Source organism: Parablautia muri (assembly GCF_009917485.1).
GTDB lineage: Bacteria > Bacillota > Clostridia > Lachnospirales > Lachnospiraceae > Suilimivivens > Suilimivivens muri.
Window position 1 is genome coordinate 1 of the sequence record NZ_QZDT01000042.1, and the last position, 24,935, is coordinate 24,935.

Below are 24,935 nucleotides of genomic sequence, written 5' to 3' on the forward strand. Positions count from 1 at the left end.
TGACAGGAAAATGAGCAGATTTGTGACAGCGGATAAGATTGAATCTGTGACAGCTCATGAAGTTATTAACATGAATAGGACGGACATTGAAATCCTCAGCCGCTATAATGCGGAAGTCCGAGGACTGTACAACTACTACTCGTTAGCTGGAAATGTGTCCACCTTGAATCACTTCTCAAGCCTGATGAAGTACAGCATGCTGAAAACCTTTGGCTCCAAGTACCGCTGTCAGGTCAGGAAAATCAAGGAGAGATATGTCAAAAACGGCGAGTTCACGGTGCCGTATACAACTAAGGCAGGCCCCAAAGAAGCAATTTATTACCACAGCGGCTTCCGTAAACAGGATAAGCCGCAGTTGGGGCAGGTGGATATTCTGGACATCTACAAAAAATACAGCAAGCCCAACAGTCTGGCCACCCGCTTGCGCTCTAAGCAGTGCGAACTGTGCGGTGCGGAGTGCGGCGGTTTAGTCATGCACCAAGTAAAGCGGCTGAAAGACCTTACAGGGCAATACGAGTGGGAAATCCTTATGCGCAAACGGCATCGCAAGACCTTGGCCGTTTGCCCGTCCTGCCATGCAGAAATTCACAATTCGATGAAGTCGTAAAATGATAACAGTACGGAGAGCCGTGTGCATCGAGAGGTGCCTGCACGGTTCGGGAGGGAGTACCCATGTGGTGCTTACCTCATACCAATATGCGTTATCTCCAGTACAGCACGTTACAGAAACTTGGGCTTGGGCATTTTGACAGTTGGGCATCTTCATTCGGGGAAACGCAGACAGCGATAGAATTAGCCCCGGAGGGAACGGGATACCGGGCAAAGACAAGGTTTGCGAAGTTCTTCAACCTGCCGGAGCTTATTTCCCTGTTCAAAGAGAGCGCCGACATTCAGACACCGGATATGCTGAATCTCCCTGTGCCGGAGGCGGAATATGAAAATGTGGTGTTAAAGCCCAGCGAGTACCAGCAGGACATGGTTTCCTCACTTGCCGACAGAGCCGAAGCGGTACGGAACAGGCTTGTGGAGCCGTATCAGGACAATATGCTGAAAATTACCAACGACGGGAGGAAACTGGCTTTAGACCAGCGCCTTATCAATGATGTGCTGCCGGACAGTGACACTTCCAAAGCGGCAACGTGCGTTGAAAAAGCATTTGAGATATGGGAGCAGACAAAGGAACAGAAGTCCACGCAGCTAATTTTTTGCGATCTTTCGACACCGAAAGGGGATGGCACATTCAATGTCTATGAGGACATAAGAAACAAACTGGTGGAGAAAGGAGTGCCGCCAGAGGAAATCTCGTTTATACATGAAGCGAATACAGAATTAAGGAAAGCGGAGCTGTTTGGCAAAGTAAGGAGCGGACAGGTTCGTTTTTTATTGGGTTCCACGCAGAAAATGGGCGCAGGAACCAATGTGCAGGACAGATTGATTGCCCTGCATCATCTCGATGTGCCGTGGCGCCCGTCTGACATTGAACAGCAGGAAGGCCGTATTCTGCGCCAGGGCAATCTCAACCCAAAAGTGAAGATTTTCCGGTATGTGACGGAAGGCACATTCGACAGCTATTCCTGGCAGGTGATCGAAAACAAGCAGAAATTCATCAGCCAGATCATGACCAGCAAATCCCCGGTGCGGAGCTGTGAGGACGTGGACGAGGCGGCGCTCAGCTATGCGGAAGTAAAAGCACTTGCAACGGGCAATCCCTATATTAAGGAGAAGATGGATCTCGATATCCAGGTGTCAAAGCTGAAGCTGATGAAAGGGAACCACGCAAGCCAGAAATACAGGCTTGAGGACGATATCCTAAAGCGTTACCCACAGCAGATAGCCACACTGAAAGAGCGGATCAGCGGCATGGCGGCGGACATTCAGACAGCAAAAGGGAATCTCCCGGCAGACAAGGAGCAGTTTGTCATGAAAGTCGGGGATAAGGTTTATGCGGACAAAAAAGAAGCCGGAACTGCACTGGTGGAGATGTGCAAAGAGATGAAAACCGTCAATGCGCCTGCCACGGTCGGGGAATATGCCGGGTTTAAGATGGCGGTATCCTTTGATTCGTTCAACCACAAATTTGTGATGAACTTAAAAGGGCAGCTTTCCCATAACCTTGAAGTCGGCTCTGACCCGCTGGGCAACATTGCCCGTATCAACCACGCACTGGAATCCATGCCGAAACAGCTTGCGGAAGCGCAGACCAAACTGGAAACGGTGGAGCGGCAGCTTGAAACCGCAAAGACAGAGGTCACAAAACCGTTTGCACAGGAAGAGGAGCTTGCGGAGAAGCTGGAGCGCCTTGCCGCCTTAAATGCCCTGCTCAACATGGACGAAAAGGGCGGTGACGCTCTCGGCATGGACGATGCGCTGGAAGAAGAAAAGGAAGGACAGGAAACTTCTGGACATGATGTCCAGAAGCCTGCGGCGGGGTATGGAAGTCCGCAGAGGTTCCAACCTGCGGCGGCAATGGCGGATAAGCCCGCACAGAGGACATCATTAAAAGAAAAACTGGAAGCGTTCAAAGTGCGGGCGGCTGGTGCCGGCAGACCGGAGATTGCAAAAGCAAAGGGAAAGGAGGAAACGCTATAACGATTCAATAATCAATAAAATTCAGCTATGCCGGGCCTGGCTTTCTGAAAAGTTCCGATTGATTTAGCAGGAATTTCAGGGTATAATGGCTTTGAGGTCATATACCTTTGGGGAATGGCTTTTGCATTTCCTATCAATACACAAAAGGAGGTTTATGGCTGTGGACACAGAAATAAAGAATGCGGTGAGTGCGGCAGACGAAGATGCCCAATATGACGAGAAGGCAAAACGGCTGTTGGGAAATAAGATCATCCTGGCGCATATACTGGTAAAGACCATTGATGAATTTAAGGGTATGAACCCGAACGATGCGGTATCCTGCATTGAGGGAGAGCCTTTCATCAGCGTGGTTCCGGTAGAGCCGGGGCTGACCAATATCGAAAAAGAAAAAAACGGGCAGCGGATTGTCGGGCTGAATACGGAAAATGCGGAGATCCATGAAGGGCTGATCCGGTTTGACATTATCTTTTATGTACGCATGAAAGACGGGATCTCACAGGTAATTGTAAATGTAGAAGCTCAAAAGGATGAACCGACGAGCTACCATATCCTGAACCGGGCAGTTTTCTATGTAAGCCGCCTTGTTTCCTCACAGAAGGAACGGGATTTTGTGGGGATAAACTATAACGACATTAAACGTGTTTTTTCCATTTGGGTGTGTATGAACATGGATGAGAACAGTATGGCTTATGTGCATCTGGTAAAGGATGATTTGCTTGGAGCTTATCCGTGGAAAGGCGGGCTTGACCTGCTGAATATTGTCCTGATTGGTATAGCAGATGAACTTCCGGAGCATGATGATAAATATGAGATGCACCGTCTGCTGAGTACACTGTTGTCAATGGAGCTTTCTGTTGATGAAAAATTAGGAATCATGGAAAAAGAGTACAGCATTGCGGTAGACGATAGAATAAGAGAGGACGTGAGCGCCATGTGTAATTTGTCACAGGGAATTAGGGATAATACTTTAGCAGAAGTGATTATGACTATGCACGAGAAGGGATATTCTTCCGTTCAGATTGCAGAGATTGTAAAAAAGACGATTGAAGAAGTAGAGGCTGTTATCAAAAAGAGAGAGCCTGTGCTGGCATAATCAAAGTAACTTAATAACAGATACAGTGAAGCAGTGAACTTAGTTTTGCAAAAAACAGTTCGCTGCTTTTTCTGTTTTCAGGGAGAAAGACAGTCAAATTGGATTGTCTTTTTTTATTGCAGAGAAAGGATTGAAAATATGGCAGATGCAAAAACAGAAAAGCAGAAAGTAAAAGAGATCACTGACAAGCTGGAGGAAGGCTTAAAAGAACTTTTTGAGAGCGAAAAATACAGAAGCTACCTCTCCACCATGTCAAAATTTCATAATTACAGCTTCAATAACACGCTCCTGATAGCCTTACAACGTCCTGACGCCAGTTTAGTGGCTGGATATCAGGCATGGCAGAAAAATTTCAACCGCCATGTAAACAAAGGGGAGAAAGGAATCCGTATCCTTGCCCCTGCCCCTTATAAGATTAAGGAGGAACGGGATAAATTAGACCCTGTGACCGGGGAAGTCATGCTCGATCAGGACGGTATGCCGCAGAGGGAGGAAGTAGAGATAAAAATATCCGCCTTTCGCGCCGTGTCCGTGTTTGATGTATCGCAGACGGACGGGGAGCCAATCCCGGAACTGGAAGCAAAGGAGCCTTTATCCATGGTGGAGGGGTATGAGGACTTTATCAAGGCAATCACTTACGCTGCGCCTGCCCCAATCGGTTTTGAGGACATTCCCGGCGATTCAAAGGGATATTTCAGCCCGACAGAAAACCGGATTGCGGTACAGGAGGGCATGAGCGAGAGCCAGACCTTAAAGACAATGGTGCATGAAACAGCCCATTCCATGCTGCACAATAAAGAAGTCAATAAAGGGGATATCCTTGCCCCGGTAAAGGACAGGAACACCAAAGAGGTGGAAGCGGAGAGCATCGCTTATACGGTGTGCCAGCACTTCGGCATAGACACATCAGAATATTCTTTCGGGTATATTGTCGGATGGAGCAGCGGAAGGGATATGAAGGAGCTGAAATCTTCCCTTGACACGATCCGCAGGACTGCATCGGAGCTGCTCACGGGCATTGAGGAACAACTTATAGAAATACAACATGACCGGGAAATGATGCAGGAGCAGGAAAAGGAGAGCCTTTTGCTGATACAGAACAGTGACCTTTCCGAGTACAGCCTTTTAAGCGTCCGAGGAATGGATGCGGAGGAAGTTGTGGAAGCACTCTCTGCCATGAACGAGGATGACAGGCTGAGCGTTGCCGCATATCTGGAGAGCAGGGGCGCATGGACTACGGAGGCTGCCAATGAGCAGACGAGGGAAGTTAGGGAGTACCACCTTGATGTGCGGTACAATACGGATACCAATGAGATCATCGACGTAAAAGCGGCGATAGAGAAAAACAGGGCAGACAGGGAAGCACAGCTTCTGCATGGGGATACCGATAAATATGGCATTTACCAGTTAAAGGATGATTCAGGGCTTCGAGATTTTCATTTTGCGGGCACAGCAGAGCTTTTGAAAAGAGGTATCCTTTCTGACGATTTCAGGGAAATCCAGCCGGGAAACTATAACCTTGTCTATGCAGGGGAGCTTTCGGATATACATGGACAGTCGCAAAGGGAGAAGCTGAATGCGATTTATGAGAAATTCAACATAGACCACCCGGCAGATTACAGAGGACATTCCCTTTCCGTCAGTGACATTGTAGTGCTGCATGAGGACGGGGAGAACAGCGCACACTTTGTAGATTCTTACGGATTTACAAAACTTCCTGATTTTATGAGAGCATTAGAGGGTGTAAAAGAGCAGGATACCCAAAAGGCGGAACCGGAAGAAAAAAAGGAAACTTCTGGACATGATGTCCAAAAGTCGGAAGCCGAACAGACAGTTATGGAACAATCAGAGCCGGAGCAGGCAGAGCAGACAGAAGTGGAGAAATCAGAACCGCAGACAGAGCAGAGCGGGCAGGAGAAGTCTGTCGAGATACCAGAACTGGAAGATTTGGACGAGGGTGACGAGATCATTGACCTTGGAGATGAAAAGGATAAAGTCCTTGCCCAAATGAAGCAGTCTTTAGAGAGCGGGCAGGAAACTTCTGGACACGATGTCAATCAATCTGAAAAGCAGAATGATTTGAAGCCGGAACAGGCAGAAACAGAGCTTGCCTTTCAGATCGCAGACCGTTACATCAGCGTACAGGAAACAGAGGGCGGTTATGCCTATTCTGTTATGGATTTAGATTATAAGGAGCTGTACGAGAGCGTATATGACAATCCTGATGTCAGTATCCGGGAAGCGTTTGATGAAATCATGGAAGATTTGAGAATCATTCCTTTTGACAATGGCGCAAGGGGAAATATCCGTGACGGTGACGAGCGGATACCGATTGATTATGATGGATTGATGGAGAAGGTGGAAGCGGCAAAAGCGATTGCGCCGCAGAGCAGTGTGGTGGCAGATTTCAAGGCAAAGACAAATGAGCTGTTCCATGAGATCAGCGAGATGAACCCGGCAGAGATAGAAGAAACTGTAAAATACCATGTGCAGGCGCAGTTAGAGGAATCCGGCATGGATGCTGTGATTGTGGATGTGGCAGTAGTGGGGAGTCGCTGCCGGGGATTGGAGCAGGAAGGCTCTGACCTTGATGTGGCAGTGGAGCTTTCCACGAATGAGCGAGAAGATGTGCTGTTTGATATGCTTAATGAAAACGGGCTTTCTATCGGCGGTATAAAGGTGGATATTAACCCGATCACGGCACAGAGGACGGGGAGCCTTGAAACATATCTTCCGCTGGTAGAGGACTATCTGGAGGGGATGCGTGAAGCGAGGGAGAGAGACCTGGCTGCCGGCATTTCCAGAGAGGAAAACCAAAAAGAAACGAAAGAAAGCCTGTTCCCGGAACAGGCGGAACCGGAAGTGAAGCAGACAGAACCGGAAGTGACGCTGACGGTTGCGGAGTGCGGCGAGTTCCACAATTTAGGCGAGTTTTATGAGAATATCCCTACGGTAGAGGAAGCTGTCGCAATCTGGAAACAGATACCGCCGGAGCGCATGAACGGTATCCCTGCAATCGGCGTCAATATCCATAAACCGGGAACGGAGGCGTTTGAGGATGTGGGGATTGACATTTTGACCGGGAAACGGATTGACCTGGATATTTTGGAGTATATCTCTGACATTAAGGGTAATCCCCAGGCAATGGAAGTGATTGCGGAGCTTGTGGCGAAACTGCCGGAAATGGAAATAGACGGACGCATGGGCGAGGAATTTGAAGCAAAGGTATGGGAGAAGCGTATGCCTGATCTGACACCTGCAGAAAGGCTGGCGGTAGAGATTGACCGTTTTATATATGATTATGATACCGCCCTTTACCGTGACAATTCCCAGAACATGACGGAGAATGTATCAGAGATTGCGGAGGCCTTAAACCAGAGGGATACCCATGACCTTGCGCTGTGGCTTGTCGATGTGCTTTCAGAGGGAACAGAACCGGAACAAAAGAGGGCTATGGAGATTCTCAAAAAACTGACAGAGTACAAGCCCCTTACTAAAGTGGAGGAAATGGAAGAACAGAATTATAATATGGTCGATAATGTGCTGAATAACGGTGCCGGAGAAAAGGCGAAGAAGGAAGAAAACAAAAGGGAGCAGGAGCGCCCTGCGGCAAGGACTTCCTTAAAAGCCCGCCTTGCGGAGAAAAAGGCGCTTGTTTCCGGCCAGGGGAAAGACCATGACGCACAGGAAAATGCAAAAAATAGTCAGAGGGAGATGTAAGAGCATGGAACATAATTTCACTGTGGAAGAAGTAAATTTAATCTGTATATATGCAGGAGAGAGCAGGGGCGAGGTCATAGAGGATATTGAAAGAGCCTTGCCGTACCTTGATGATACGGATATGGCGGAACTATCCAACAGGATAATCGGAAAGCTGCGGAACATGACAGATGAAGAATTTGAACAGCTTGAATTGATAGAAGCAGAATAAAAATGAAAACAGGCTACCTTTCCATTTAGCGTGTGGGAAGGAAAGCCTGTTTTTGTTTGAGGGAAAAATTTTCTCAGCGCAGAGACGAGTATGTAATAAAAATCTGATCTATTGCCTGACGGAGTTGTACCAATCCACCAGAAAGCGGATATAGTCCTCGCCGGGTTCTTGGACAACCTGGTCAAACTTTACATTGCGGATGTTTGTAAGGTTTGGGGTTTTTCCGAGAATCTGGTCAGTTCCGTCCTGGCGGAATAGCAGGAGCAGGCTTGCGGCGGAACCTTTTTCTGTATAGGCTGCGACTTCCCCGGCATCATTGCATCCTGTCTCCCGCCGTTCCCTGCCAAGTTCTGACGTAAAATGCTTCTGTGCTTGGAGATATAAATTTCTTGCGGATGTTTCTACTATCTTGTTTTCGATAAAGGAGTTTCTCCCATAAAGAAGATCATTCAAATACATGGAAGTAAAATCTTCCGGAGCAGATTTGAAATAGAATAGGAGCATCAGGGCTGTGTGATATTCGTCATCGGTAAGGGTGTAATCGGCGAGATTTTTCACACGCCCAAGGAATGTTTTCTTAGATGATTCCTTTGTGTCAGCCAGCCTGCTCTGCGCTATTTCTGTTTCGGTGGAAGGGCGGACAGCAGGAATTTTGAATTTTTTGCTGGTACTGTTCTGTGCAATGATTGAGGATGCACTACAGGACGGGCAGGAAGAAGGCATATCATCGGACTGGAATATGTAATGGCATGCGTCACAGGTGAAATAGTTCATGACATAATCTCCTTCTATCATCTGGACAGATAAATCTGCACTGCCAGATGTTTTTTATCATTCACAGTTATATATGTACTTTACTTTGCTGTTCATTGTAACGGCGGTGTGGTTCAGTGTCAATGAATATAGGAAAGAAATTCAGAGAAATTTCGTTTACAAAGTAGCGCAAGCTGGAAACGGAAGGGGAAAGCCTGTTTTTTGTGTTGCTTCCAGTTCTGCTAATTTAGCGTATCTGTGTTTTGCTTGTCTGTGTTATAATGGAATACAGCAATAAATAGTAAAAATGATGTAATTTTAATTGGGAAGGAATTATCTGTTATGAAAAGGGGAAAAGGCAAGGCGGCTAAGAAAGCCATGAAATTTGCAGAACGAAAAGCAAAAGCAGAAAAGTGGGTGTCAGAATATGACGGTACACCTTATGGTGGGGATATCATAAAGGCGTATAGGAAAAAATTTGCCGTAGACCGTATGAAAGCTGTTGAAGAGTTGCAGATGTTAGGCGTATCTTTAACAAAAGAGCAGATTGATAGAGAAAAGGCGGCAGTAAAAGCCTATCAGGATATACAGAGAGCTAAAAAGGCAAAAAGGAAAAGGCTCCGTGAGCAGAAAAGAATGCAGAAAGATATTCCGGTATTTCATGAGGATCAGGATGAGACTTTTTATTATATAGCAGGATATACTTCTGGTGGTGCGCCTTATGGAGTTACATGGGAAGAAATGGGGATATCGCCTTACACGGAGGATGATGATTGGTAAGGGGGAGGAAGGATGTTGCGTATAATAGCAAACTAAAGAAGTATTTTTTGAAAGATAAATAGAGTGTAGAGTGCCATTATTCCTTACTAAACGAAGCGTCGATTGAAAAAACGAGATCTAAGATGTATGTTGGTGATGAGGAGGTGTGCATATGGACGCAAAAATATTTGGTGCATTTATAGCTGAATGTCGTAAAGGGAAAAATATGACACAGGCAGATTTGGCTATAAAATTGAATGTCACCGATAAAGCTGTCAGTCGTTGGGAGCGGGGAATCGGTTTTCCGGATATTAACACAATCGAACCATTGGCTTCAGCTTTAGAAATAAGCGTTCTGGAGCTTATGAAATCTGAACGAATTGTGTCAAACGAGGTAACAAAAGAAGAAGCAACGGGAATTATTGCTGATACTATAAGTGTCGCAAAACTACAGCGTAAGCAGGAGCGTAGAAATGCACTTTTCATTTTAGGAATTACAGCAGTAATAGTAATTATGCTTCTGTTTTTTGACAGTATGCAATGGCAATTAGATACTCTTATTTTCACGAGTGTCGGTGTCGTTTTCCCATTGTTTTGCGTATTGGGGCTTATTGCATTACTGGGCAATGCAATATGGCGAAAAGCTATGGGTAAATCCTACGGACAAACTGTCGTAATGGCATTGGCTTTACTGTTTTTTCTCATTATTATTATGGGATTGTTCTTCTTAGTTGGAGCTTTGGGAATAAGCTCTGTTCCAAATTAAGCAATGATGTCATAGAAATATGAGTGTAATGGTGGTATTATAAATGAAAAGCATGGCAAAACAAATAAAGCTGTTACAAATATCTTATAACAAGGAAAGGCAAGAGATAAGTATATGGATAGCCAACTGATTATGGACACAATTTCCTCGATTGGTTCATTAGTATTTTTTATAGGTATAATAACTTTGGTAGTTGCAATAGTTAAGAAGCGCAGGAGCGGTAAGGATTCCACAGAGGTTTGATGATGTATGCAAGATTGTTAGAGCCATTCGTGAATCTAGGTGTATCTTTAACAAAAGAGCAGATTGATAGAGAAAAGCCAGCAGTTACAATAAGCCGATAAAGTAGAAAAGGATATGGAAGTAAAGTTTTCCATGTCCTTTTTTTTATGTAAAATTAGCATATTTAGAGAGTGTGTTAGCCGCCCGCCTTTTGCTATTTATCTTCTCCGTCAATCAAAAACGCATAACTGACACCTAGCACTTCCGATAAAGCCCGCAGTTCAATATCTGTGACGTACCGCTTGTTGGTTTCAATGCGAGTAATTACGTTCTTATCCATATCATATCCGGCAAGCTGTAGCTTATGGGCAAGGTCACGCTGGGAAAGATTCTGTTGTTTCCTTAACTCAATAAGGCGGCTGCTGATCAAGTTCTTTTCACCTGATATAGTCTTTGGTTTTGGCATAGTATCCTCCAATCTGTCGAAAAGTGTCGAGAAGTTTGTCTCACTTTTTGCACCACTACTATTGATTTTAATGGCATTACATATTAAAAACGGTTGTAAAAGTGAGACAAAAGGAGGATGCGATATGCAAAAAGAACTAATTTATGATAAGGTGAATGGATTTTTAACGGATGGGATGCCTTCTCTTCTGGAAGGAGCTGTCATTGAAGATGAATTTGCCGAGGGCAAAGAGTGCTGCCTTTTGTATGAAGGTGTATATCAGGCAGGGCGGAATCTGTGTGAACGGTTGGGAGAGGACGAGGATAGTGATGTGGAAACCATTCTAAACGGCATGGAGAGGATTACTAGACTGGTTTCAATGAAAATGTATGAGTATGGCAGGCGTGAAGCAGGAATTGCTATTTGATATGTGGCTGTAAAGGATCGGGGAAGATCTGTCAAGTACCTTTCCCGGTCTTTTATCTGTCTTTCGGGGAAAACATGAGTTTGCTTATGACGGCAGTCCTTGAATACAGAGTGCCAACTATCATGCACTTTTTACGGAATGGAACTAAGAGCTTTGTCCTTCTATACTATTTAGATTTAGAAAAGATTAAAGAGACCTTGTAGCCTTTTTGCTCTTTACTCTCAATCTGCATAGTTCCCCGATGGACATCTACAATCTGGCGGACAAGAATAAGTCCAAGGCCATGTCTCAGATCCAGTCTATCATCAGTACTTTCCATGTAATGCGGTCTTTCCTTTAACTCTTTCATTTTTTCAGCGGACATGCCAACACCATTATCCGATATGGACAAGCAGATGGTGTCAGCCTCGCAATTCAAGCCAAGGACAATGCTGCAGCCCTCCGGATTGTGACGGATGCTGTTCTGAATCAAATTGCCTATTGCCCGTGAAATCAAGCGGGCATCACAGTCTAGGGTGACCGTCTCGGCGGAAGGGGGAATATGGATTTCAACTGGATAATTCTCGGAAATTTCCGTGCTTAGCAGTTCTGCTGTATAAGAGCGTAGCAGTTTGGACAGACGCACGGGTTCCTTATGGACAGGCTGCATATCATATTCCAATTGGGATACCAGATTTAAGTCCTGCACCAGATCTTTTATCTTCATGCCTTGATGTTTTATGGTTTCTGCCTGTGTCCTGATTCTGTCATTTGCAGCGGTATCACCTGCTATCCTTCCAGAATAACCCATGATCATGGACAGTGGGGTGCGGATGTCATGGGAGACACCGCTGATCCAGTTGGCACGGGCCTGATTCTGTCGGCTCAGGATTCGGGATGCCCTGTTTATACTGTCGGCTACTTCAGACAAGTCCCCTGATATGGAAAGCGATACCGGTTTTCCTTCTGAAAGTGATGCAATGGCAGAAATAATGGGTTCTGTGAAACATATGATTTTTTTGCGTGAAAAATAGTAGGCAAGAAACAGTGCTGTCAGGTCAATGACCAGCATTGCGCAGGAAAAAATGGGAATTATTTTTACAGTATTCATGGGGTAGTAGTTTCCGGTAATCTTGAAATAGCTTCCTTTGGGGTAACCAAGTACCAGAAGGCCGTCTTCCCTGCATCTGATAAATACAGGGTAATCACAGAGATAGCCCTTTGTAAATGCTGCCACGTCCTGTACGGAATAGTCTATAGGAATATCTGTGGGAAGTTCCACAGACCAAAGGCAGCGACCGGTGCTGTCCAGAAACATAGCCCAAATGCTGCAGGAGCGGAGTTTGTCCGCCATTTCATCGCTGATACCGTCTGATCTGGATGCGGCGTTTACATCTGCTATCATATTTTGTGGAGAGGAACTGCCATAATCATTTAATACAATAAGGTGGAATGTCCAGATAAATGCAAGCAGGTTGAAGAACACCAGCCCGATGATCAGGATAGAAAAAGAAACAAAATATTTTGAAATATATCTGCTAAATGATTTCATGGTATCACTTCCTTGTATTCAGTTTATATCCCAGCCCTTTAATAGTGACCAGTGAAACAGGCTTTGACGGGTCGGATTCTATTTTTTCACGGATGCGGCGGATATGGGCATTCAGGCTGTTTTCATACCCAAAAGGATTGTCTCCCCAGAGAACTTCGCATAGCGTATCCAGGGTAACTATTTTCCCTGCGCTTTTTGCGAGGGTTTCAAGCAGGGTGTATTCCATAGCGGTGAGCGGTATGGTTTCACCGCCTCTGTTCACCTCCGCACGTTCAAAATCAATCAGGCAACATGCCAGTTTTACCACCGGGGCATCTGTTTTATAGCAGCGGCGCAGGACAGCATGGACACGCAGCAGGAGTTCTTCCGGCAGGAACGGCTTTGCGATGTAATCGTCTGCACCCAGCCCCAGCCCGGCCAGTTTATCTGCGGCTTCATCTTTGGCTGTCAGGAATATGACTGGCATATCCGAAAAGTCCCGTATCTGTTGCATCAGAAAGAAACCGTCTCCGTCAGGCAGCATGACATCCAGAACTGCAAGGTCAGGCTTTTCGGTTTTGGCGGCATCTATTCCTTCCGATACGGATGAGGCAGTAATGATATTTTCAAATCCTTCTTCCTTTAAGATGACAGACACCAGTTCAAGAAGCTCCGGCTCGTCATCTACCAACAGTATTTTTTTGGTAAATAAAAATGAATGATCCATAATGTGATTTCCTCCGTGCATAGTATACCATATTCCGTTTGCTAAAAGTACGAATCCCCAAAAAAGTAAGGTAAAAGTAAGGACACGGGAAAGTTAAAGTCAGGTTGGGGGTGTATCATGGAATTGTTGAAAGGAGATGTCACATATGGATTACATGATAACAACAGAACACCTAACAAAAAAGTACAAAAATTTTGTTTCAGTCAACAATGTTTCCCTCCATATCCGTAAGGGCAGCATTTATGGCTTTCTTGGCCCGAATGGGGCGGGAAAGTCCACTACCATGAAAATGCTGCTTGGGCTGACAGAGCCGACAAAGGGAAATTTTTTCATTGACGGGAAACATTTTCCCGAAGACAGGCTGGAGATTTTGAAGGAGATTGGTTCTTTTATTGAATCCCCTTCCTTTTATGCAAACCTTACAGGTAGGGAAAATCTGGATGTGATACATCGTATTCTGGGACTTCCGAAGGATAGCGTGGAGGACGCTTTGGAACTGGTAGGGCTTACAGAATTTGGCAACAGACTGGCAAAGAAATATTCTCTTGGGATGAAACAGCGTTTAGGGCTTGCAGGGGCGCTTCTTGGGAGACCGCCTATCCTGATTTTGGATGAGCCTACCAACGGTCTTGACCCTTCCGGAATCCATGAGATCCGGGATTTGGTGAAGTCATTGCCTGGTCTTTATGACTGTACGATTCTGATCTCATCCCACATGCTGTCAGAAATTGAGCTGATAGCTGATGATATTGGAATCCTCAACCATGGGCGGCTCCTGTTTGAGGGAAGTCTTGATGAACTCAGGCAGACGGCAGTGAGAACCGGCTTTGCCGCAAATAATCTGGAGGATGTATTCCTTTCCATGGTGGATAAGGATAATGCAGACAGAAAGCAGAGGGCAAAGTTATGAGGACGTTTATGATCGAGCTTCGGAAAGAAAAACGGATGGGTGTGGTTTCTGTTCTGCTTGCAGTTGGTATCTTAGGGGCATTATATGCGTTTGCGAATTTTATTGTCAGGAAAGATACTTTGCTGACAATGCCGCTTCCGCCTATGGATGTCCTGCTGACACAACTTTATGGCATGATCGTGGTTCTGAATATGTTCGGGATTGTCGTTGCCGCCTGCATGGTCTATAACATGGAATTTAAAGGGAACGCTGTCAAAAAAATGTATATGCTCCCCATAAGTGTACCGGGAATGTACCTTTGTAAGTTCCTGATTTTATCGGCAATGCTTTTTGTGGCGGTAGCATTACAAAATCTGGCACTTGTGCAGATTGGTATGACAGACCTGCCGCAAGGGGAATTTGAAATGGGAACCCTGATTAAATTTGCAGGTTATTCGTTCATTACCTCAATGCCTGTCTTGTCATTTATGGTTTTGGTTTCATCGCGTTTTGAAAATATGTGGATACCGCTGGGCATTGGCGTTGCCGGTTTTTTGAGCAGCATGGCATTGGCAAATGTAAATCTTAATCTGATGCTGATTCATCCTTTTGTTATTATGCTAAGGCCTGCGGTTGCTATGAGTGCAAAGCCGGATATAACAGTTGCCATAGCTGCTGTGGTTGCATCGTTGCTTTTCCTCGGCATAGGGCTATGGATGGCAAAGAACCTGCGTTATGAATAAGGAGGGATTTTATATGAGTTTTTGGGAACTTCTAAGAATTGAATTTATGAAAGTAAAGAGATCAAAGATCATACCGTTGATTTTTGTTGCCCCGCTGTTGGTAGTTTCCTCCGGGGTTGCAAATTTAAGCCGGTATTTTACACCAGAATACACAAACGCATGGCCTGCTATGTTCATTCAAAGCGCACTGGTTTATTCTTACTACCTCCTGCCGTTCTCCATGATCGTGGTCTGCGTGATGATTGCAGGGAGAGAAACAGGGAATAACGGCATCTTAAAAATGCTTGCTTTGCCAGTCAGCCGATATGCGCTCTGTATGGCAAAATTCTGTGTGCTGGCATTTTATCTGTTTATGGAGATGGTCGTGTTCCTTGTGGTGTTCGTGATTGCCGGGACAGTTGCCACAGGCACAATGGGTGTGACGGAAACATTACCTGTCTTTTATCTGGTGAAATGGTGCGTCGGCCTGTTCCTGACAATGCTGCCATGTGCGGGTACCATGTGGGCAGTTACTGTCCTGTTTGAAAAGCCGCTTTTGTCTGTAGGACTGAACCTGCTTCTTGTTATTCCTGGTGTGCTGGTTTCCAATACGCCCGTCTGGATTGCCTACCCATACTGTTACAGCGGCTATCTGGTATCCTGTTCGCTGCATGATTTTACAGTTGGAGATAACATACGGACATTTTCACTGTTTCCGTTCATGCCGGTTGCGGTATTGGTCTTTGTGTTGGCACTTATGATAGCTGTTATACAATTTGGAAAAAAGGAAATGAGGTAAAACGGTTATGGAAAATAAAAAACTGAAAACTTTAAGTATAGTGGCGCTGATTGTGAGCGTCCTCCCACTGGCAACACTTGTTCCTGTGTTTTTAAAAATTACATTGTCTGAAGGGGTAAGCACGGTCTGGGCTGGTGTCAATGTTGCCAGCGCCGTGGCAGGCTTGATCCTCTCTGGCATCTGTGTCAGGAGTGATGAAAGCCGCAGCCCTGTGAATATTGCATCAACAGTTTTCAGTGCTTTTTGGTGTCTGTTGATGATGGGCATGGTAGTTTTGGCATTATTTTTGACTTTTATGCAATAGGAAGATTTAGTAGTGTTTCAAATATAAGATGCGGCAATGACGAAACACTCGTATTTCGGGGGAAAAATCTGTATGTCGGTAAAGGGAGGTTTTTGTTTAGACTAATCTATGATAAGATTGTTAAGTAAACAGTTCACTAATTCGCATAATGACATTAAGATTGCAATGTTAGCTTTTGTGCGAATACTTTAAGAAGATCGTGGCAGCAAAATTCAGTCGGTTATGGCTGATACCAAAGGACACAGAAAAACGGGAAAGGAAGAAAAATGAGTAAAATATTATTGCTGCAAGATGATCTAAGCCTAATCAACGGACTGACATTCGCATTTCAAAAGGCGGGCTTTGCATTGGATGTCGCGCGCACGATAAAAGAAGCTGATGCCGCCTGGACAGCGGGAAAGTATGATTTACTGATTCTGGACGTTTCTCTTCCTGACGGTTCCGGCTTTGAAATCTGCCGAAAAGTCCGGCAGACATCAAAAGTGCCAATCATATTTCTAACCGTATCGGACGAGGAGATCAATGTGATTATGGGTTTGGATATGGGAGGTGACGACTATATAACGAAACCATTTAAGGTTAGTGTGCTAATGTCACGGATCAATGCCCTGCTTCGCCGGGCAAATGATTTTGGCTCCGCTAATACAGAGCTTCATTCAAATAATATCAAAGTCCTGTTGCTGCAAGGACAGGCATATAAAAACGGGGAACTTATAGACTTAACAGCGGCAGAATATAAATTGCTTTGCCTGTTTATGCAAAATCCCAATGTGATACTCTCCAAAGACCAGATTTTACAGCAGCTATGGGACGGTGACGGAAATGGAAATTATGTAGACAGTAATACATTGACGGTTTATATCCGCAGGCTGCGTATCAAAATCGAGGACAATCCCAGTGAGCCGCAAATGCTTCTCAACATCAGACGCATGGGATATAAATGGAATGTTATTTGTTGAGGTGGAACATGGATATATTTACAAACAGGGATACAAAATTTTTATTTTCAAGTATTGCCGCTTTTTTAGCAGGGTTCCTTTTGTTGTCGCAGTTAGGGATATGGGTGTTCCGTGATAGCTGTATGCTGTTTATTGCCATTCTTTCTGTGATAGCCGGAAGCGGCATAGCTGCTGTTTGTTTTCGGTATTTTTATAAGCAGCATGAACTTATTGGGGGAGCTGTATCATCAATCGACAATTACCTCAAAGGTGACACAAATGCCCGCATTGAATGTGACAAAGAGGGTGAAATATATAAACTGTTCCATTCAGTGAATACGTTAGCAGCGGTATTGAATGCCCATGCTGAAAATGAATTTCGGGCAAAGGAATTTTTAAGAGACACCATATCGGATATTTCACACCAGTTGAAAACTCCGCTTGCTGCTCTGAGCATATATAATGAAATGATGCAGGGAGAAACGGAAGATTTACATGAGATAAAAAAATTTACCATGTTATCAGAACAAGAGCTTGCCCGGATTGAAACATTGGTACAAAATCTGCTGGAGATTACAAAGTTAGATGCTGGAACAATCGTTATAGACAAGGATGTTGAAAATATAGCGGATATGATGAGGGATATTGAATTGCATTTTGCATATAGGGCAAAACAGGAAAATAAAAAGATTATCTTGTCCGGGGCTGACAACATCACTCTTTTTTGTGACCGTGACTGGATCATCGAAGCAATCAGTAACATTGTTAAAAATGCTTTAGACCATACGGGCGTAGGTGAACGGGTCATAATTGAATGGAAAGGGCTTCCTGATCTGACACAGATTGTAGTCAAAGACAATGGCAGCGGTATCCACCCGGAGGATATACACTATATTTTCAAACGCTTTTACCGCAGCCGCTTTTCTAAAGATACGCAGGGAATAGGGCTTGGACTGCCGCTTGCCAAAGCGATTGTAGAAGCCCACGACGGAAACATTACCGTAGACAGTGAGTTAGGCAAGGGAAGTGTTTTTCAGATCACTTTTCTAAATCCAGATAAAATTACAAAATTGTAAGTTTAAATTCACTTGAGAGTATGAAATAGATGTTATTCTTCTGGATAGAACGAAAGGAGGATAACATCTATGACTTTTTTACAATTCAAGAAGATAGCAAGGTGGTCTGGTTTACGTGCCGCTCTGCTTGGAGCTATGGTGCTTGTAACACTTCTGTTCACGGAATTTCTCAAAGGCGGCATAATCTATGCAGTTGCGGCTTACGCAATTTTGAATGGCGTATTGGGTATCGTGGACTTTCTTTCTGGCAGGGGTAAGGAAGAAAAGCATATTGCATACTTAAACCTTTTTGTGGTGTTAGCAGTAATCATTTTTGGGATATTAAGTATTGTTTACTTCCGTTACCTGATCAGTATTCTGCCTGTTTTTTTAGGCGGATTGCTGCTGTTTGAAAGCGTTGTGTATTTTGTAGCTGCTTTGTGCGTGAAATGCAGGCTGAAAGCCCTTATAGTCATTCTTTCCCTGCTTGTTGGGGCTGGCGGTGTAATACTTGTGATATTCACTTTTGGCTTTGGCGGTTTACCGCCACTTGTAAAAATTTTAAGCAGTCTGTTATTTTTGTCCTGCATAACGGAATTGCTGATCGGACTGACTTATAAAAACATAAATGATAATGGAGGTACAGTATGAACTTATTAGAGGTAAATTCTATTTGTAAAACCTACGGCGCAGGCGAAACCGCCGTCCACGCATTAAAGGATGTAAATTTTTCTGTTGCGAAGGGAGAGTTTATTGCGGTTGTTGGAGAGTCCGGCTCTGGTAAGAGTACACTTTTAAATATGATCGGTGCGCTTGATACTCCAACATCGGGCAATATGCTGATTGACGGTAAAAAAATTTTTACGATGGAGGACGAAGAACTTACTATTTTCCGCCGCCGGAATATCGGATTTATCTTTCAGGCTTTTAACCTGATTCCTGAATTAAATGTTGAGCAAAATATCACATTCCCGTTATTGCTTGACTATAAGAAGCCTGACCCTGTTTATTTAGAGGAAATTTTAACCGTGTTGAATCTTCAGGAGCGGCGGCGTCATCTCCCACGGCAGTTATCCGGAGGACAGCAGCAGCGTGTGGCAATCGGCAGGGCTTTGATTACCCGCCCTATGCTGATATTGGCGGATGAGCCGACAGGGAATCTTGATACGCAGAATAGTAATGAAGTGATCGCACTTTTGAAAAAAGCGTCAAAACGCTATGAACAGACAATTATCATGATTACCCATAACCGGAGCATTGCGTCTACCGCTGACCGGGTTCTGCAGGTGTCGGACGGTGTTATAACGGATTTTGGGAGGTGCAGCGAGTGAAAAACTATCTTGGTCTTGTATCAGAATATGCAAAAGTCCATAAAAAGAAAAACCGCCTTACCATTATCTGTATTGCCATTTCCGTTATGCTGGTAACGGCTATTTTCGGAATGGCAGATATGAGCCTGAAAGCCCAAAAGGACGAAGCGATACGTCGGTATGGAAACTGGCATACGATTATATCAAATATTCCTTTAGAAACGGCGGATGCTATCAGCAATCGAAAGGATGTGTCTGTTTCCGGCTTTTTGGGTATGGCTTCCAGTACAACCTATCAGGGAAAAGAGCTGATTATCCAGAGCAGCAGCGGAGAACTTGCAGAGCAGATGAATTTAACGGTCACCGGGGGTCACTATCCCGTTACGGAAACGGAAGCGCTGTTAGACCAGCAGGGCATGGAACAATTCGGTTTATCCATTGGAGATACTATTGAAATTGTATATAGTGACGGGCAGGTGCGGCAATATCAGATTTCGGGAACATATGGGGATTTTTCCAGTCTGCAGGGAACAGACGCACACGGACTGCAACTGGCGGAAGGGGGATTACGTTTTCTGCCGGAAACAGAATATCAGGAATATGATTATATCCAGTTTAAGAATGGAACGGATATTAACCATGCAAATGAAGAAATAAAAGTGGAATATGGATTGACCGATGAACAGATCTCAACAAATGTCATGCTGCTTGGCTTAATGGGGCAGAGCAAAGACACCACTATGCTTGAAGTTTATCTTACTGCGGCAATTCTTTTTATTCTTGTTGCTATGACCGGAACATTTATGATTGCCAGCAGCTTTAATATGAGTGTCTTGGAACGGACGCAGTTTTTTGGTCTACTGCGTTGTCTCGGTGCTACAAAGAGGCAGATCAAAAGATATATACGACGGGAGGGATTATTGTACTGCCTGAAAGCCATTCCTGCTGGCTTGCTTTCAGGGAGTGCCATTCTCTGGATTGCTATTTATGTATTAAATTCCATTAACTCACAATATCTTCCGGAAATGCCGCAATTTCAGCTAAGTTTCCCCGGCATATTAGCGGGTACGGTGATAGGCGTTTTTGTTGTGATGATTGCTTCAAGCTCTCCGGCTAAAAATGCGGCAAAGGTATCTCCGCAGACAGCAGTAACAGGAAATATCAATCAAGCCAATAATCAGAATTTCAAAAAGGCGTCTAACACTAAAGTATTTCATGTAGATACGGCTATGGGGCTTCGCCATGCGTTTTCTAACAAAAAGAGCATGATTTTAATCGCTGGTTCCTTTGCTATCAGCATTGTCCTGTTCTTGTGCTTTACCATATTAATCACATTTATGAACCATGCCCTAAGCCCTCTAAAGCCTTACGCACCGGATCTGACGGTTGAGGGAAATGAACCGGGCTTTTATCTGCCCCACTCCTTGAAAGAGGAAATAGCGCCTATTCCGGGGGTAGAAAAAGTATACGGGAGAATGTTTTGTACGGGTATTCCTGCAAAGGATAAAAAAGGCTCAAATACTGCAACTTTAGTTTCCTATGACGATCCTCAATTTCAATGGGCAAGTGATGTCCTGATCTCCGGGGATATTGAAAATGTAAAAAATGGAAATGGCGTATTGGTAGATTATGGATATTCACAGGAATTTAATTGGGAAATTGGCGACATCATCACACTTGATATGAATGGAACAGAGCATGAAATAACCGTTTCCGGAATTGTCTCCGATGTGCCGCTGGATTCTGGAAGTGGGGAATGGATTATTGTCTGTTCTGAAAATACGTTCACATCTTTAACAGGAATCAGCGACTATATAGTTATAGAAATTCAAACAAGTACAGATGTATCCGGGCAGGTTAGAAGCCTGATTACCGCTGATATGAAGCTACTGGATATGCAGCAGCATAATGAGGAAGTACGCACAGGCTATTTTGCTATGGCAGTATTTGTTTATGGCTTTTTGATTGTTATTGCATTGGTGGCTTTGATCAATATTGTCAACACGGTCAATGCAAGCGTTTCAAGCAGGATCAATCACTATGGCGTTATGCGTGCGGTAGGAATGTCGGGGAAACAGCTCCAAAAGGTTATACTTGCAGAAGCCGCAGCTTACGCTGTCACTGGCAGTATTGCCGGAGCTATATCGGGATTATTCCTGCACCGATTTTTCTTTGGAATGCTTATTACTTCTAATTGGGGGCAGAAATGGGAACCGCCGATTCTGGTTCTTGCAGTAGTAGTTACAGCAGCAATTTTGACCACGTTCCTTGCTGTCATTTCACCCAGCCAAAAGATTAAAAAGACAAGCATTGTAAATGTAGTCAATGCAGGGTAAACAGCTATGAAAAAAATTTTAATTGTGGATGATTCTCCTGATTTTTTGGATGCGCTAAGCTACATTCTAAAAAAGCATTACGAAGTGGCAACTGCTGGTGGTGTGGAAGAAGCAAAGGAGGAACTGCTGACTTCTGCATTTGATGTGATCTGTTCTGACTATTATATGGCTGACGGGACAGGGCTTAATTTATTGGAATTTTGTAAGCAGGAAAAGATTTCTGTGCCATTTATCCTCATGTCTGCCACACGGGAGCAACATATTGTTATAGAAGCAAAATTACACGGGGCTGTATTTGTAGAAAAGACTGACAGTGATTTACTTTCAGTTATTCGAGAAAATGCAGATTGAAAACGGAGCATATTTAATGGAACTTCCTTTAAATGGAAGTGAGAAAAAAAAAGGAGGCGTCTATTGGGGCTACCAGTAGACGCCTTTAAACTCCTTGGATAATACAGAATGGACAATTTATTGCTTTAACAAATTTTTGGACTGATTTATTTCCGCAGCAGTTCAAGTAGGTAACGAACCATAGGAATCAGGCCAGCAGCTTTCTGTTCCGTACAGTCTTTTTGCATGGAAAGGAGCTTCTGGAGGTTCGGAGCTTCATCTTTTCAAAGATACTTATGTAAGATACGGCAATGACAAAGCACTCGTATTTCAGGGAAAAAAACTGTATGTCGGAGATGAGAGGTCTTTGCTTAGATTGATCTATGATAAGATCGTTAAATATATATTTTCTAATTTGAAATAAGTCAGTCCATGTTTAAAATATAAAAAATATGTTTACGGCAAGGTTTTGGCAAGGTTCATGTATTATAATAGATAATATAAGAGCAGGAAGAGAGGAACAGGAGCATATGAAGAAGGTTTTGGTCGTTGATGATGATAAAGAGCTTTGCGCTCTTATGAAAAAGTGTATAGAGCAGGAGGGCTTGTCAGCGATTGTTGCCCATGAGGGTATGGCGGGGCTGCGTCTGTTAGAGAATAATAAGGACGAATGTTCCCTTGTGATTCTTGATGTGATGATGCCGGGTTTAGACGGTTTTCATGTATTGCAAATGATCAGGGAAACAAGCAATGTTCCGGTGTTGATGCTCACAGCGAAAAGTGATGAGGATGATAAAGTTTCCGGGTTGCGGCTGGGCGCCTGACGATTATCTGACAAAGCCATTTAGTCTTAATGAATTGATGGCACGTATCAATTCTCTTATTCGCCGCTATACTACCTTAAACACTTCTGCCGGGATGGGTATGGAAGTCCTGCGATTTACGGGTATGGTGATTGATAAGGTAAATCGGATTGTCTCTGTTCAAAATATACCCGTGGAACTTACGAGTAAAGAATTTGATCTGCTTTTGTTTCTGGCTTCTAACAAAGGTCGGATATTTACAAAAAAGCAGATTTATACGCAGGTATGGGAAGAAGAATATGCTTTTGATGACAGCAATATCATGTCTTTTATCAGCAAGCTGCGTAAAAAGATCGAGCCAGATCCGGAACAGCCTTTTTACATTCTTACGGTCAGAGGCGTTGGCTATCGTTTTAATCAGGAGGCATGAGATATGGAAATAAATGCCTATTTACTTTTAGCCTTTGTGTTTGCCCTGCTGGTCATCGTGTATCTTATAACAAAATTATGGCGTGTACGGACTCAGCTATCTCTAATTAAAGATGCGACAGATGATATAAAAAGCGGCAATCTGAATCGTCGTATTCTAACCAGAGAAAGCGATATGGTAAAGCAGGTCTGCTATGACATCAACGAGATTGCAATGAATGGACAATTACAACTGATTCAACAGAAACAGTCCGAACAGGCATATAAACGGCTGATGACCAGCCTCTCCCATGATGTTAAGACACCTCTTGCTTCCCTGGTAGGGTATCTGGATGCTGTTGAACATAATATTGTTTCAGGGGAGGAAAAAGAAGAATACATCCATGTGGCTTATGAAAAAGCGCAAAACTTAAAGCATTTTGTAGAAGCGTTATTTGAATGGGTTAAACTGGATTCCAAAGAACAGGTTTTCCATTTTGAACACTGCGATATAAATGAACTTACCCGCAACATTATAGCGGATTGGGTGCCGATTTTAGAAAACAATCATTTTGAATATGAGATAGATATACCGGAAACAGAATATATTACCCGTATTGACCCTAATGCCTATACCCGGATACTAAATAATCTGTTGCAAAATGCTGTTTCTCATAGTGAAGGTAACAAAGTGATTCTCCAGATTGCGGAAGATGATATACAGACAAGGTTAATGATTTCAGATAATGGCAAGGGAATTTTACCGGAAGATCTTCCTCATATCTTTGAGAGAATGTATCAGGCAGATCAATCCCGCTCTGTGCGGGGGAATGGTTTAGGGTTGTCTATTACACAAGAACTTGTTACTGCGCATCAGGGAACCATTATTGCTGACAGCGTACCCGGTTCCGGGGCAACATTTACGATTATATTTCCGAAAGTCCTGTGAACAGCAGGGCTTTTTTTAAAAACATGAAAAAAGCAAGGTTCTGGCAAGGTTTTGGCAAGGTTGAGGCTTTATAATAAAGTGCAGGAAGGAGGAAAATGTGGTGACAATTATAGTAACAGAAATTCGGAAATGGAAAAGGAATAAGACTGTGTGGGCAATCCTATTCCTTACAGTGTTGCTGGGGGTGTTTGCAGTTGAGAGGGCTTGCCATATTTCAAGGAACAGTCCTTTGATGGATAGCTTTGGTGATCTGTATACTTTAGCGTTCAAAAGTCTTACCAGTTTATTTTTACCCATTGTTTTGGGGATATTTTCCACAACCCTGTTTTTTGATGAGCATAAGAACGACACGTTAAAAGCATTACTGATCATCCCGGTTTCAAAGGCACAGCTTTATTTTTCCAAAGTGACTGTTGTAACTCTCTTGTCAGCGGGTTTGAGCCTGCTTACCTTTACATTTTGCATTGCTGGAGGCTTAATTGCAGGTGGCTTCCCTGATTTCAATGTCGAAACGGTAATGCAGGCAGGGCTTTTATTCATTGCAGGAGGGTTGCTGGTTCCCATAGCTTTATTACCAATTATCTTTTTGGCAGCATTATCAAAAGGATATATTTTACCGATTGGTGCAACTCTGTTATGTCTTACGCCGGTGATAATTGCACCGTCCGTTTTGATGGGCATACATCCTTTGGCAAGTATGCTTGGAATATATGCCTATATTTCAGATGCAGCACTTGAGATGGTAGAAACTTGGGCATATATGAAAATCACGACAGTATCGCCTGTCTCCTGTATGCTCTCAATGCTTCTGATTGGTGCGTTTTCTGCCGCATTATCGCTTGTTGCATTGCAAAATCAAAGTTATTGAAA

General features: G+C 43.9%; 23 protein-coding genes and 2 pseudogenes. 21 read left to right on the top strand and 4 right to left on the bottom strand.

Annotated elements, in window-relative coordinates; genetic code table 11:
• From D5281_RS18415 to D5281_RS18435, 5 genes and pseudogenes are all read left to right on the top strand, one after another.
• Nucleotides 1-607 (top strand): HNH endonuclease (locus D5281_RS18415; protein WP_330585141.1); only part of this gene is annotated, 607 nt, incomplete at its 5' end.
• Nucleotides 608-687: 80 nt separating this feature from the next.
• Nucleotides 688-2,589 (top strand): annotated as a pseudogene (locus tag D5281_RS18420) (DUF3849 domain-containing protein); the annotation flags it as partial.
• 160 nt (nucleotides 2,590-2,749) lie between these two features.
• Entirely contained in the window at nucleotides 2,750-3,682 is a 933-nt protein-coding gene (locus D5281_RS18425; protein WP_330585143.1) for a hypothetical protein, read from the top strand.
• 138 nt (nucleotides 3,683-3,820) lie between these two features.
• Entirely contained in the window at nucleotides 3,821-7,402 is a 3,582-nt protein-coding gene (locus tag D5281_RS27215; protein WP_160561548.1) for a YodL domain-containing protein, read from the top strand.
• A 4-nt stretch (nucleotides 7,403-7,406) separates the two neighbouring features.
• On the top strand, nucleotides 7,407-7,613 hold the full coding sequence (locus tag D5281_RS18435; RefSeq protein WP_160561549.1) for a transposon-transfer assisting family protein: 207 nt from the start codon (nucleotides 7,407-7,409) through the stop codon (nucleotides 7,611-7,613).
• Between the two features lie 108 nt (nucleotides 7,614-7,721).
• Here the strand turns inward: D5281_RS18435 and D5281_RS18440 are convergent, their stop codons facing one another.
• A complete protein-coding gene (locus D5281_RS18440) occupies nucleotides 7,722-8,387 on the bottom strand; it encodes a hypothetical protein (protein WP_160561550.1) in 666 nt (221 codons plus the stop codon).
• Between the two features lie 321 nt (nucleotides 8,388-8,708).
• Here D5281_RS18440 and D5281_RS25905 point away from each other — a divergent pair, with 321 nt between their 5' ends.
• Nucleotides 8,709-9,146, top strand: a complete 438-nt coding sequence (locus D5281_RS25905; protein ID WP_277935451.1) for a hypothetical protein — start codon at nucleotides 8,709-8,711, stop codon at nucleotides 9,144-9,146.
• A gap of 151 nt (nucleotides 9,147-9,297) precedes the next feature.
• The gene (locus D5281_RS18450; protein ID WP_160561551.1) at nucleotides 9,298-9,891 is read left to right on the top strand and encodes a helix-turn-helix domain-containing protein; all 594 of its coding nucleotides are present in this window, start codon (nucleotides 9,298-9,300) and stop codon (nucleotides 9,889-9,891) included.
• 436 nt (nucleotides 9,892-10,327) lie between these two features.
• Here the strand turns inward: D5281_RS18450 and D5281_RS18455 are convergent, their stop codons facing one another.
• The gene (locus tag D5281_RS18455; RefSeq protein ID WP_160237370.1) at nucleotides 10,328-10,579 is read right to left on the bottom strand and encodes a helix-turn-helix domain-containing protein; all 252 of its coding nucleotides are present in this window, start codon (nucleotides 10,577-10,579) and stop codon (nucleotides 10,328-10,330) included.
• A 124-nt stretch (nucleotides 10,580-10,703) separates the two neighbouring features.
• Here D5281_RS18455 and D5281_RS18460 point away from each other — a divergent pair, with 124 nt between their 5' ends.
• Nucleotides 10,704-10,985: a hypothetical protein gene (locus D5281_RS18460; protein WP_160561552.1), complete on the top strand. Its 282-nt coding sequence runs from the start codon at nucleotides 10,704-10,706 to the stop codon at nucleotides 10,983-10,985.
• A 166-nt stretch (nucleotides 10,986-11,151) separates the two neighbouring features.
• On the opposite strand, the gene D5281_RS18465 is transcribed toward D5281_RS18460, so the two are convergent.
• Nucleotides 11,152-12,516 carry a sensor histidine kinase gene (locus D5281_RS18465; RefSeq protein WP_160561553.1) on the bottom strand — a complete coding sequence of 455 codons (1,365 nt, stop codon included), beginning with the start codon at nucleotides 12,514-12,516 and terminating at the stop codon, nucleotides 11,152-11,154.
• A gap of 4 nt (nucleotides 12,517-12,520) precedes the next feature.
• Nucleotides 12,521-13,222 carry a response regulator transcription factor gene (locus tag D5281_RS18470; RefSeq protein WP_160561554.1) on the bottom strand — a complete coding sequence of 234 codons (702 nt, stop codon included), beginning with the start codon at nucleotides 13,220-13,222 and terminating at the stop codon, nucleotides 12,521-12,523.
• A gap of 145 nt (nucleotides 13,223-13,367) precedes the next feature.
• On the opposite strand from D5281_RS18470, the gene D5281_RS18475 reads away from it, so the two are divergent.
• The 13 genes and pseudogenes from D5281_RS18475 to D5281_RS18535 all read left to right on the top strand — a co-directional run bounded on the left by D5281_RS18475 (nucleotide 13,368) and on the right by D5281_RS18535 (nucleotide 24,933).
• Nucleotides 13,368-14,132, top strand: coding sequence for an ABC transporter ATP-binding protein (locus tag D5281_RS18475; RefSeq protein ID WP_160561555.1), 765 nt, complete (start codon nucleotides 13,368-13,370; stop codon nucleotides 14,130-14,132).
• Nucleotides 14,129-14,854 (top strand): ABC transporter permease, encoded by a 726-nt coding sequence (locus tag D5281_RS18480; RefSeq protein WP_160561556.1) that lies wholly within the window; start codon nucleotides 14,129-14,131, stop codon nucleotides 14,852-14,854. Before D5281_RS18475 ends, D5281_RS18480 begins: the two co-directional genes overlap by 4 nt.
• Nucleotides 14,855-14,867: 13 nt before the next feature.
• Nucleotides 14,868-15,632: an ABC transporter permease gene (locus tag D5281_RS18485; RefSeq protein WP_160561557.1), complete on the top strand. Its 765-nt coding sequence runs from the start codon at nucleotides 14,868-14,870 to the stop codon at nucleotides 15,630-15,632.
• 7 nt (nucleotides 15,633-15,639) lie between these two features.
• Complete coding sequence (locus D5281_RS18490; RefSeq protein WP_160561558.1) at nucleotides 15,640-15,936, top strand: hypothetical protein; 297 nt, start codon at nucleotides 15,640-15,642, stop codon at nucleotides 15,934-15,936.
• Between the two features lie 266 nt (nucleotides 15,937-16,202).
• Nucleotides 16,203-16,895, top strand: a complete 693-nt coding sequence (locus D5281_RS18495) for a response regulator transcription factor (RefSeq protein WP_160561559.1) — start codon at nucleotides 16,203-16,205, stop codon at nucleotides 16,893-16,895.
• Nucleotides 16,896-16,903: 8 nt separating this feature from the next.
• Nucleotides 16,904-17,950 carry a sensor histidine kinase gene (locus tag D5281_RS18500; RefSeq protein ID WP_160561560.1) on the top strand — a complete coding sequence of 349 codons (1,047 nt, stop codon included), beginning with the start codon at nucleotides 16,904-16,906 and terminating at the stop codon, nucleotides 17,948-17,950.
• A gap of 69 nt (nucleotides 17,951-18,019) precedes the next feature.
• Nucleotides 18,020-18,580, top strand: a complete 561-nt coding sequence (locus D5281_RS18505) for a hypothetical protein (protein ID WP_160561561.1) — start codon at nucleotides 18,020-18,022, stop codon at nucleotides 18,578-18,580.
• Nucleotides 18,577-19,260 (top strand): ABC transporter ATP-binding protein, encoded by a 684-nt coding sequence (locus tag D5281_RS18510; protein ID WP_160561562.1) that lies wholly within the window; start codon nucleotides 18,577-18,579, stop codon nucleotides 19,258-19,260. Before D5281_RS18505 ends, D5281_RS18510 begins: the two co-directional genes overlap by 4 nt.
• Entirely contained in the window at nucleotides 19,257-21,575 is a 2,319-nt protein-coding gene (locus tag D5281_RS26645; protein ID WP_330585145.1) for an FtsX-like permease family protein, read from the top strand. The genes D5281_RS18510 and D5281_RS26645 overlap by 4 nt, the downstream gene beginning before the upstream one ends.
• 6 nt (nucleotides 21,576-21,581) lie before the next feature.
• The gene (locus D5281_RS18520) at nucleotides 21,582-21,926 is read left to right on the top strand and encodes a response regulator (RefSeq protein WP_160561563.1); all 345 of its coding nucleotides are present in this window, start codon (nucleotides 21,582-21,584) and stop codon (nucleotides 21,924-21,926) included.
• Nucleotides 21,927-22,435: 509 nt separating this feature from the next.
• Nucleotides 22,436-23,138 (top strand): annotated as a pseudogene (locus tag D5281_RS18525) (response regulator transcription factor).
• Between the two features lie 3 nt (nucleotides 23,139-23,141).
• Nucleotides 23,142-24,065, top strand: a complete 924-nt coding sequence (locus D5281_RS18530) for a sensor histidine kinase (RefSeq protein ID WP_160561564.1) — start codon at nucleotides 23,142-23,144, stop codon at nucleotides 24,063-24,065.
• 100 nt (nucleotides 24,066-24,165) lie between these two features.
• Nucleotides 24,166-24,933, top strand: coding sequence for an ABC transporter permease (locus D5281_RS18535; protein WP_330585146.1), 768 nt, complete (start codon nucleotides 24,166-24,168; stop codon nucleotides 24,931-24,933).
• The last annotated feature ends 2 nt before the right edge of the window (nucleotides 24,934-24,935 follow it).